This window comes from Mesorhizobium sp. (genome assembly GCF_004962925.1).
In the GTDB taxonomy this organism is placed as follows: domain Bacteria; phylum Pseudomonadota; class Alphaproteobacteria; order Rhizobiales; family Rhizobiaceae; genus Mesorhizobium.
Window position 1 is genome coordinate 1 of the sequence record NZ_SUEO01000234.1, and the last position, 9,697, is coordinate 9,697.

The following is a 9,697-nucleotide window of genomic DNA, read 5'->3' on the forward strand; positions in this document are numbered from 1 at the left end:
GACGGCCCGCCGCCCAGGACGGCGCTTGCCGGCCATTCCATCCTGGTCGGCTATGGCCGTGTCGGCAGCCTCGTCGGCGCGTCATTGAAGGAGGCCACCCTGCCCTTCCTCGTGATCGAGGACGCCGACAAGACGCTGGCGAAGCTCAGGGACAACGGCATCGAAACCGTATCCGGCAACGCCGCGAATAGCGAGGTGTTCGCTGCTGCCAATCCCGAGGGCGCGAGCCGGCTGATCCTCGCCATCCCCAACGCCTTCGAGGCGGGACAGATCGTGCTGCGCGCACGCGCCGCCAACCCGAAGATCACCGTCATTGCCCGCGCCCACTCCGATGCCGAGGTCGAGCATCTCAAAGGGCTCGGTGCCGACACGGTGATCATGGGCGAGCGCGAAATCGCCCGCGGTATCGTCGAAGTGGTGCTTGGCCGCAAGCCAGAGGCGGCTGAACCGTCCGCTGCCTGAGCCGATCCTGCACGATCATCGTACTGATCGCCACTGGCCGATGGCCGGCGAAAGGTTGCACGGTCGATCTGAACCGTCCGCTCGCAGGCGAGTTGATCACGCCACGAAGGCAGAGCCACCATTTTGAGTGATACTGCCGAGGTATTTTGCCGGCGGCTTCCCAAGCGCCTTCTTGAACATGGTGATGAAGGCCGTGACGGAACCATAGCCGAGATCACCCGAGACCTGCTGTACGCTGGCACCGGAGGCCAGTTCTCGAATTGCGACGATCAAGTGCAATTGCTGTCGCCAGCGCCCGAAGCTCAGCCCTGTCTCCTTTACCACGAGGCGGGCGAGACTGCTCTCGCTGAGCGCAACGCGGTTGGCCCATTCTGCCAGTGTGCTACGGTCGGCAGGGTCTTGCGCCAACGCTTCGGCGATCCTACTCAAGCGTGGCTCGGATGAAATCGGCAGATGCAACCGCTGGACGGGCATACGCGGCAATTCGGTAAGCAGGATCTTGGTCAAAAGCTCATCCCTCGCGCGGTCGTCCTGCACGTCATCGGACAGCTCGATGATCAGTTCGCGTAGCAGCGGCGAGATCGAAAGGGTGCAGCACCGGTTCGGCAGATCGGCGGCTCCCGGCTCAATGTACACGAAAAAAATCAGGGCGTTGGCCGTCGCAATATTGCTGTGCTCCATGTCGCCGGGAATCCAGACCCCGCAATGAGGCGGGACCATCCATAGGCCGCTTTGGACGTGGCATGTGACGCCGCCTCCGAGCGCAAAGACGAGTTGACCTTTGCGGTGCCGATGGACGGGCACCTCCGCTCTGGTTTCGGTGACGTCAACGCGCACCGCAATCGCCGGCGCGAGCACATCATCCACATCGAGATCGGGCCAGGGCCAGCGAAGAGGCTGTCTCATAACTGACGGCTTTTAGCGATTAAATGCCATGATAGCTGAATTCTTTAACCGGGAAAGTCGATAGGCTCCGGTTTGTGCCCCCGGTCAAAAATTTGGCGGGCATCAGTTGATCGCGACGACGCTGCGCGCGCCCATCGCCGGCGCGACCTGCGATCTCGATGGATCCTCTGAGTGGGCCGGCTTGCCGTGCTCTTCAGGGGAAGCTGGCGTCCACAAACAGTAGGAAGGTACGATCCCATGCTCGCCCTGGTCACGTCTCCCGACAGCGCCACCGGGCTGAGGTTCGCCGAGTTCGAGGAACCTCAGCCCCTCGCGAACGAGGCGCTTGTCTCGGTCCACGCAACCTCGTTGAACCGCGGCGAACTGCGCCTGCTCACCATACGTCCGAACGGCTGGATACCCGGCCAGGACATCGTTGGGGTTGTCGAACGGGCAGCAGCCGATGGCTCCGGGCCAGCCGTGGGCACCCGGGTTGCGGCTTTGGTCGACCAGGCCGGCTGGGCCGAACGTGTCGCCGTTTCAACCGACCGTCTCGCCGTCCTGCCGGATGACGTCAGCTTCGTTTCCGCAGCCACGCTTCCGGTGGCGGGCACGACGGCGCTAAGGACTTTGCGCCATGGCGGCGACCTGGCCGGCCAGCAGGTCCTGATCACCGGCGCAAGCGGTGCGGTCGGTCGTTTCCAGATCCAGATCGCCCGTCAGCAGGGCGGATGCGTGACCGCGGTCGCCGCCTCCCGGCACGGCGAGGATCTCCGGCGCCTGGGCGCCGAGCAAGTCGTCGAGTCGATCGAGCTGGCTGAGGGGCCGTTTTCGCTTATCGCTGAGTCAGTCGGCGGTGAAAGCCTCGCACACGCGATCGAACGGGTCACGCCTGGCGGGATCATCGTCATGTTCGGTTCGAGCAGTGGCGAACTCACATCAGTTGGATTCCGCCAGTTCGTTCCGGGTCACGAGGGGGCGAGGCTTCAGACTTTCGCGTACTACGCCTCTGGTCCAGGCATTGGCGCGGACATCGCCTCGCTGCTCGCTCTGGTCGCGGCTGGCCGGCTGGAAACCAGCGTGGCCTTGACCGTCCCATGGACAGACATTGCTCAAGCCCTGGGCGCACTGCGCCAGCGCAGCATCAGCGGCAAGGCTGTTCTCACCATAACCGGATGAGAAGTCCTTAGCCTCAAGTCTCACACGTGCTGGCCGCCATTGATGTGGATTTCCGAGCCCGTCACATAGGACGCCTGCTGCGAGCACAGGAAGAAGATGATGTCGGCGACTTCGGCCGTGGTGCCCAGCCGCCGCAGCGGGATCGTCTCGACGATCTTTTCCGTGCCCGGCGACAGGATTGCCGTGTCGATCTCGCCGGGTGCGATGGCGTTGACGCGGATGCCGTGCGGGCCGAAATCATGCGCCATTTCGCGCGTCAGCGAGCCGAGCGCGGCCTTCGACGTCGCGTAGGCGGTGCCGGCGAAGGGATGCACGCGGGTGCCGGCGATCGAGGTGACGTTGACGATCGATCCCTTGGCCGACGCCAACTCCTTGAACAACCCCCGCGCCAGCATGATTGGCGCGAAGAAATTGACCTGGAACACGTCGCGCCAGACATGCATCGGCGTGTCGATCGAATTCATGCGGCTGTTGCCGTCCTTGAGCTTCGGCGAGATGCCGGCATTGTTGACCAGCGCATGAAGCTGGCCGCCATGCGCCTCCAGCCGATGGCGGATTTCCGAGATCGCGATGCCGACATCCTCCTGGTCGGCGAGATCGACCTTGATGTGGTCTTCCGGACCGGCCGGCCACGGGCAGTCCTCGGCAAAGGCCTGGCGCGAGCAGGTGATGACGCGCCAGCCTTCGCGCGAAAAGCGCTTGACCGTGGCATGGCCGATGCCGCGGCTGGCTCCGGTCAGCACGATCGTCTTTCTGGTGTCGGTTTCTGCCATTCGCGATCTCTCTAGGGCGACGTGCGTCCCTTTGGACGCACAAAGTACGCTCTAGCACTTTTAACCCGGAGATGTAGCGGAACACGGCAGCTATGACGAGGGGTCAGCCGCCGGTGAGAATGTCGAGGATCGAGGTCTGCCGCTTCTTGACCGGGCCGCCGACATCGCCCGGCGGCACCGGGCGCTTGATCGATGCGGTGGCGCTGTCACCCCCCGGAATGCCGAAGCCGCCGCCATCGACCGTTTCGGCGGGACGCACAGCGCGAGGCGGCGCCGCTTTTTGGACGGACGGCGCCGATTGGCCAACCGAAGCGGACGGAACCGGTTGCGCAGTGTTGGACGGTATTTCGTCCTGCACGATCGTATCCGGAGGCGTCGACCGCCATGTTCCAGGCAGCGGCCGCACCGGCACGCCTTCATGCGCGGTGACCATGAACTCATGCCAGGCCTGCGCCGGCAGCGCGCCGCCGGTGACCTTCTTCATCGGGCTGCCATCGTCATTGCCGAACCAGACGCCGGTGGTGAGATTGGCGGTGTAGCCAATGAACCAGGCATCGCGCGAATTCTGGCTGGTGCCGGTCTTGCCGGCGGCCGGCCAGGCAAAGGCCGCCTTTCTGGCAGTACCGATTTCGACCGTGCCGGTCATCATCGAGTTCATCATACCGACGATCTCGGCTTTGACGACGCGCGGGGCGCCGCCGCCACTGTTGTCGTAGAGCACCTTGCCGCCGGTTGTCGTCACGCGGCGGATGAAATGGACCTCTGGCCGGTAGCCGCCATTGGCGAAGGGGACATAGGCCGACGTCAATTCCAGCGGCGTCACTTCAGAGGTGCCGAGCGCGATCGAGGTGTTGGCTGTGAGGTCGGACCCGATGCCCATGCGATGCGCCGCCTCGACGACGGCGTCAGGTCCGACTTCCATGGTCAGTTGGGCGGCCACCGAGTTCAGCGATTTCGCCAGCGCCGTCGCCAGCGTCACCTTGCCAAAATACTTGCCGCCGTAATTGGTTGGCGTCCATTTGCCTATTCTGATCGGCGCATCATTGCGCACACTGTCAGGCGTACGGCCGGCCTCCAGTGCCGCCATGTAAACAAAGGGCTTGAACGCCGAGCCCGGCTGGCGGCGCGCCTCCGAGGCACGGTCGAACTGGCTGGTCGAATAGTCATAGCCGCCGACCATGGCACGCCGGAATTGTCGATCGACACCAGCACCCCCTGGCTGGCGTTGAGCTTCTTGCCGCTCCCGTCGATCAGCCGGCGGATCGATTGTTCGGCGAGCTTCTGCAGCGTGAGGTCGACGGTGGTGTCGACGATGATGTCGCTGCGCATATCGCCGATCAGGTCGGGCAGTTCTTCCACGATTGTGTCGGCGACATAGTTTTCCGAGCCCGTCCAGTAGGATGCCACCCGCGTCGCCGGCGCGCTCATCGCCGTGGTCAGTTCCTTGGCGCTGATCTTGCCTTCGTCGCGCATGGCGGCAAGAACGAGCTGCGAGCGCTGCTCGGCCGCCTTCGGGTCACGCGCCGGAGACAGTCGCGACGGCGCCTTCAACAGGCCAGCGAGCAGTGCGGCCTCGGGCAGCGTGACATCGCGCGCGCTCTTGCCGAAATAGCGGCGCGAGGCCGCTTCGACACCATAGGCGCCGGAGCCGAAATAGACCCGGTTGAGATACATTTCGAGTATCTGGTCCTTGGTGTGCTTGTGCTCGAGCCACAGCGCCAAAAGCACTTCCTGCACCTTGCGTTCCAGCGTGCGATCGGGCGTCAGGAACAGGTTTTTCGCCAACTGTTGGGTCAGGGTCGAGCCGCCCTGCGAAAAACGCCCGCCGAGAACGTTGGCCACCATGGCTCTGGACAGACCGATTGGATCGATGCCCAAATGCGAATAGAAGCGGCGATCTTCGATGGCGATGACAGCCTCGGGAATATAGGCCGACATTTCATGCAGGCCGACGGCTTCGCCGCCGCTCATGCCGCGATTGGCGAGCAGCTTTCCGTCGACGGAGACGATCCTGATATTGGGCGCGCGGTCGGGAATGGCCCAGGTGGTCGCTGCCGGCATTTTCGCACCGTAGTACACGACGATGCCGGCAGTAGCGATTCCGCCCCAGATGGCCAGCACGAAGCACCAATAGAATAACCGGCCAAGCACGCCGAACAGGCCGCGCCGGCTTTTGCCGCGCCCGCGGCGTGACGATTTTGTCTTGGCTGATTGGCGTTTTGCAGAGGTTTTCCGGTTGCTCGGCACGACGCGATCCTCCTCGCTCACCGAAAAACCGGCCGAGGATTTCGCCGATGGCGGTCCCTCGAAGCTGGGTTCGATGCGGCTGTCTCTGCGGTTCGCCATGCGCTGTGCTGTCTATCCCGATGCCTATGGCGCTCGGGGTGAAGAGTAGATGCGGCGATTTAAGGGCGGGTTAAATGCTTCAAAGTTAATTCAATGCGTTACGGCACGTCATCGCTGCGTTCCTTGCTTCTGGCGGTCTGCAATAACGGTCCCTGGCGAGACGACGGAGCGTTCTCGCATTTCGGCATCAACTGCCCAGCCGCCGTCATTCGGCGCGGGCCGGCCATAGCAAGGTAGCCGCAATCTATGCTCGTCGTTAGAGCGCGATCGGTAAAATGGGCTGCGTTCGATCGCGCTCTAAACCATTGAATCTGCGCATTACCTTGTCACCAAAGTCACTCACCCTGGTGGATCATGCGCTAGTCGATCGCAGCACGAACGGAAAGCGCTGCCCAGGATGATTGCATCGTCTCGCCCACATGGCAGTAGCAGACAATTTCGTGGAGCTCGTTGTCGGTCAATTCGAAGAAACGCTTCGCTTCGCCATAAGTGTCGTTTTTCAGCCCCTCATCGCGCAGAATCGGATCCTCGAAGGCAACCGATATTGGCGAGCCTTCGCTTCGCATAATTTCGCGCTCGGGCGACGAACGATATTCGGTCCCGATAAGTGCGGTAAGGAGTCGGCTGGGCTGCCGTTCAAGAAGTTTTGACCAACGTTCGAGACGTTGGGTTCGGTCCATTGCAGGAGGTGTTGGGTCTCTGTGTACCTTTGCCACCGTATGCAGTTGGTCCAGTGTTTGGTGCCTCATGGCAACCTCCTAATAGTAGGCGGGTTGGCCCCAAACTCCCTGTACCAAGATCATACCGCGGATGTGTCGATACGTCACTCTCATTCCATATCCAGCTCGGCTTTTCTCTCCGTTGCATCGAAGGATGGAGCGGCCCTGCCTTGGCGTCAATTTTCGGTCCGATGGGGATAGGCCATCGGCACCTTTTGCGCCGCAGAAACCGGCGCGCTCAGTTCTGCTGGATTGAAATACCTTTGTCGTCGATCTTGAGTTCCACGCCCTTCGGCCTGGTTTGCTCGCGATAGACATAGATGCCGAGCGCGATGACCACGACGACGAGCGCGCCGATAATGAGATAGAGCGTGTTCTGTTTCATGGCGCGCCCTTGATGTCTTTCGAAGGATCAGGCCTGCTTCACCAGCTTGATCAGCACGAGCAGGATGACCGCGCCGATCGTGGCGTGGATGATGGAGGCAAATATACCGCCGCCTATGGCGAACCCCAGCCTTGGGAAGAGCCAGCCGGCGATCAAGGCACCAACGATGCCGACGACGATATTGCCGACCAGGCCGAGGCCGAAACCCTTGACGATCAAGCCGGCGAGCCAGCCGGCGATCGCACCGATGATGATGAAGACAAGCAGGCTCTCAGTACCCATTGCAGATCCCTCCTGAGCGAACGGACGCGGAGCAGAAAGCTCCGAATCGACCCCCGATTGCAACAGGCCCAAACTATTGGAAACGAGACGGCCCCGCCAGCGGCGTCATTCGTCGTCGTCATCCCCCGATGCAGGCCGCCAGCTGATCGGCTCGATCTTCCTTTGCGTATGGCCGTCCGTATAGGCCCACCAGCCGGTGTCGTTCTCGTCCCAGTCGCCGCCGGCCGCTTTCAGCCGGTCTAGCGACCGGTACTGCGCGATGGATTCGTTCATCACGCCGTCGCTGTCCTGCCAGTAGACGGTGACCTTGGAACCATCCTTAGGCGCCGTTTCGATTGGTTTCCGGGCAGCCATTTCATCCCTCCGTGAACCGACAGAACGTCGCGGCAAACATCTGGTTCCGTTAGCTGTGGGCGAAGATGTCTGCCTCATCCCAACCCATCAGGTCGAGCTTCGCACGCGTCGGCAGGAAGCGGAAGCAGGCCTCGGCCTCCTTGGTCCGGTTGTCGCGTGCCAACCGCGCCGTCAGCACATCGCGCAGCTGGTGCAGATAGAGCACGTCGGAGGCTGCGTATTCGAGTTGTTCGGGCGACAGCGTCTCCGCCGCCCAGTCCGACGATTGCTGCGCCTTCGACAGGCTGACGCCGAGAAGCTCAAAGCAGATGTCCTTCAGCCCGTGCCGGTCGGTGTAGGTTCGGGTAAGCCGCGAAGCGATCTTGGTGCAGAACACCGGCTCCGGCATGACGCCGAAGGCGTTGTAGAGCACGGCGAGATCGAAACGGCCGAAATGGAAGAGCTTGGTTATGCTGCGGTTCTTGAGCAGGCTGACGAGGTTTGGCGCCTTCTTCTGGCCGGGCGCGATCTGGATGACGTCGGCCGAACCGTCGCCGGGCGATATCTGCACCACGCAAAGCCGGTCGCGATGCGGATTGAGCCCCAGCGTCTCCGTGTCGATAGCGACCGCCCCGACGTCGTAGTGCAAGAGCCCGGGCAGATCGTTCTTATGGAAGCGGATATCGCTCATCGTGTTCTCCGGTCGCAGCCCGTGCGTACTTTGTGCGTCCGACTGGACGCACGTCGTGCCAGCCCGTCCTCGCCGCGATCCGATGAAAAATCAACAGAAAGTTGAATTCTTGGGTCTGTCAGCGTGTCAGCGCATCGAGAATGCGTGCCCAGGAGCGTTGTCCCTTGTGGAAGGAACTCATCTCGTACTTCTCGTTCGGCGAATGGATGCGGTCATCGTCGAGCCCGAAACCGACCAGCAAGGATTCGATGCCGAGATAGGTCTGGAAATCGCCGACCACCGGGATCGAGCCGCCGCTTCCCGTCGTCACCGCCGGCTTCGGCCATTCGTCGGACAGCGCGTCCTTGGCCTTGGCGAGAAACGGCGAGTCGTAGGAAAGCTGGATCGCCGGCGAGCCGCCATGCGGGTGGAAATCGACCGAGCAGTCAGCCGGGATGCGCTCCCTGACGAAGGCCTGGAAAGCCGCGCGGATCTTTTCTGGGTCCTGCTTGTGGACGAGGCGGAAGGACACTTTTGCCGAGGCCTCCGCCGCGATCACCGTCTTGAACCCCTTGCCGGTATAGCCGCCGGTAATGCCGTTGAACTCGGCTGTCGGCCGCGCCCAGGTGAGTTCGAGCACCGAGCGGCCCGTTTCGCCGGATGGGATCGACAGGCCGACTGGCCCAAGGAACGTCTCGGCGGTCTCGCCGAGCGTCTCCCAGGATTTCAGGATCTGCGAAGGGGTCTCCTCGACACCGTCATAGAACCCCGGAATGATGACATGGCCGTTCTCGTCGTGGATGTCGGCCAGGATCCTGGCCAGGATGCGGATTGGATTGGCGGCAGCACCGCCATAGAGACCGGAATGCAAGTCGCGATCGGCGGCTTTCACCGTGATCTCCTCGCCGACCAGTCCGCGCAACGCGACGCAAATGGACGGCGTATCGCGGTCCCACATGCCGGTGTCGCAGACAAGCGCGAAGTCGGCCTTGAGCTCGGCCGCGTTTGCCTCGAGGAACGGCTTCAGCGATGGCGAGCCGGACTCCTCCTCGCCCTCGAACAGGATCGTGATGCGGCACGGTAGCCCGCCAAGCACCTGCTTCCAGGCGCGGCAAGCCTCGACGAAGGTCATCAATTGCCCTTTGTCGTCGGCCGAGCCACGCCCCATGATCACCTGACGGCCGGGCTCGATCTCCTTCACCGAAGGCGCGAACGGGTCGCTTTCCCAGAGATCGATCGGATCGACCGGCTGCACGTCGTAATGGCCGTAGAACAGGACATGCGGCGCGCCCGACGGCCCGTCATGATGCGCCACCACCATCGGATGGCCTGGCGTGTCACGCACGCTGGCGTCGAAGCCGATCAGCTTGAGCTCCGCCACCAGCCATTCCGCCGCCTTGCGGCAGTCTGCGGCGTAGGCCGGATCGGTCGAGATCGACTTGATCCTGAGCAGGCCGAACAGGCGCTCCAGGCTCTCGTCGAGGTTTTTGTCGAGGCGGTCAAGGACGGGGGAAACTGCGGACATTTTATCAGCCTTTCGATTCTGAGCGGCAACCCTAAAGCTGCGAGGCAGAAACGAAAAGCCGGCGGTCGTTGGACCACAGGCGTCGAAAGGCAAAAAAAATGCCGCCGTGGTGGAGGGGGAACCACGGCGGCCTTTACT

The 9,697-nt window shown here is 62.5% G+C and carries 10 protein-coding genes and 1 pseudogene; 2 read left to right on the plus strand and 9 right to left on the minus strand.

Annotated elements, in window-relative coordinates:
* Positions 1-462: NAD-binding protein (locus E5W87_RS30290; protein ID WP_292406046.1), on the plus strand; the 462-nt coding region annotated here is incomplete at its 5' end.
* A 96-nt stretch (positions 463-558) separates the two neighbouring features.
* Here E5W87_RS30290 and E5W87_RS30295 read toward each other — a convergent pair.
* Positions 559-1,368, minus strand: a complete 810-nt coding sequence (locus E5W87_RS30295; protein WP_292406048.1) for a helix-turn-helix transcriptional regulator — start codon at positions 1,366-1,368, stop codon at positions 559-561.
* Positions 1,369-1,605: 237 nt separating this feature from the next.
* Between E5W87_RS30295 and E5W87_RS30300 the strand changes: the two genes are divergently transcribed.
* Complete coding sequence (locus E5W87_RS30300; RefSeq protein ID WP_292406051.1) at positions 1,606-2,526, plus strand: zinc-binding dehydrogenase; 921 nt, start codon at positions 1,606-1,608, stop codon at positions 2,524-2,526.
* Between the two features lie 20 nt (positions 2,527-2,546).
* On the opposite strand, the gene E5W87_RS30305 is transcribed toward E5W87_RS30300, so the two are convergent.
* From E5W87_RS30305 to E5W87_RS30340, 8 genes and pseudogenes are all read right to left on the minus strand, one after another.
* The gene (locus E5W87_RS30305; protein WP_023675240.1) at positions 2,547-3,299 is read right to left on the minus strand and encodes an SDR family NAD(P)-dependent oxidoreductase; all 753 of its coding nucleotides are present in this window, start codon (positions 3,297-3,299) and stop codon (positions 2,547-2,549) included.
* A gap of 103 nt (positions 3,300-3,402) precedes the next feature.
* Positions 3,403-5,645 (minus strand): annotated as a pseudogene (locus E5W87_RS30310) (transglycosylase domain-containing protein).
* Positions 5,646-6,004: 359 nt separating this feature from the next.
* On the minus strand, positions 6,005-6,394 hold the full coding sequence (locus E5W87_RS30315; RefSeq protein ID WP_292406054.1) for a hypothetical protein: 390 nt from the start codon (positions 6,392-6,394) through the stop codon (positions 6,005-6,007).
* A 208-nt stretch (positions 6,395-6,602) separates the two neighbouring features.
* On the minus strand, positions 6,603-6,749 hold the full coding sequence (locus tag E5W87_RS30320) for a hypothetical protein (RefSeq protein WP_292406057.1): 147 nt from the start codon (positions 6,747-6,749) through the stop codon (positions 6,603-6,605).
* Between the two features lie 27 nt (positions 6,750-6,776).
* Positions 6,777-7,031 (minus strand): GlsB/YeaQ/YmgE family stress response membrane protein, encoded by a 255-nt coding sequence (locus E5W87_RS30325; protein ID WP_095488341.1) that lies wholly within the window; start codon positions 7,029-7,031, stop codon positions 6,777-6,779.
* A gap of 105 nt (positions 7,032-7,136) precedes the next feature.
* Positions 7,137-7,385: a hypothetical protein gene (locus E5W87_RS30330; RefSeq protein WP_292406063.1), complete on the minus strand. Its 249-nt coding sequence runs from the start codon at positions 7,383-7,385 to the stop codon at positions 7,137-7,139.
* Between the two features lie 49 nt (positions 7,386-7,434).
* Positions 7,435-8,055, minus strand: a complete 621-nt coding sequence (locus E5W87_RS30335; protein ID WP_292406066.1) for a ribonuclease D — start codon at positions 8,053-8,055, stop codon at positions 7,435-7,437.
* 118 nt (positions 8,056-8,173) lie between these two features.
* Positions 8,174-9,559, minus strand: a complete 1,386-nt coding sequence (locus E5W87_RS30340; RefSeq protein WP_292406070.1) for a M20/M25/M40 family metallo-hydrolase — start codon at positions 9,557-9,559, stop codon at positions 8,174-8,176.
* Positions 9,560-9,697 lie beyond the last annotated feature (138 nt).

What these genes read in the sequence shown, in the direction of transcription:
- E5W87_RS30330 (WP_292406063.1), bottom strand. Translation starts at nt 7,385, where the DNA reads ATGGCTGCCCGGAAACCAATCGAAACGGCGCCTAAGGATGGTTCCAAG.
- E5W87_RS30320 (WP_292406057.1), bottom strand. Translation starts at nt 6,749, where the DNA reads ATGAAACAGAACACGCTCTATCTCATTATCGGCGCGCTCGTCGTCGTG.
- E5W87_RS30305 (WP_023675240.1), bottom strand. Translation starts at nt 3,299, where the DNA reads ATGGCAGAAACCGACACCAGAAAGACGATCGTGCTGACCGGAGCCAGC.
- E5W87_RS30300 (WP_292406051.1), top strand. Translation starts at nt 1,606, where the DNA reads ATGCTCGCCCTGGTCACGTCTCCCGACAGCGCCACCGGGCTGAGGTTC.
- E5W87_RS30340 (WP_292406070.1), bottom strand. Translation starts at nt 9,559, where the DNA reads ATGTCCGCAGTTTCCCCCGTCCTTGACCGCCTCGACAAAAACCTCGAC.
- E5W87_RS30325 (WP_095488341.1), bottom strand. Translation starts at nt 7,031, where the DNA reads ATGGGTACTGAGAGCCTGCTTGTCTTCATCATCATCGGTGCGATCGCC.
- E5W87_RS30335 (WP_292406066.1), bottom strand. Translation starts at nt 8,055, where the DNA reads ATGAGCGATATCCGCTTCCATAAGAACGATCTGCCCGGGCTCTTGCAC.
- E5W87_RS30295 (WP_292406048.1), bottom strand. Translation starts at nt 1,368, where the DNA reads ATGAGACAGCCTCTTCGCTGGCCCTGGCCCGATCTCGATGTGGATGAT.
- E5W87_RS30315 (WP_292406054.1), bottom strand. Translation starts at nt 6,394, where the DNA reads ATGAGGCACCAAACACTGGACCAACTGCATACGGTGGCAAAGGTACAC.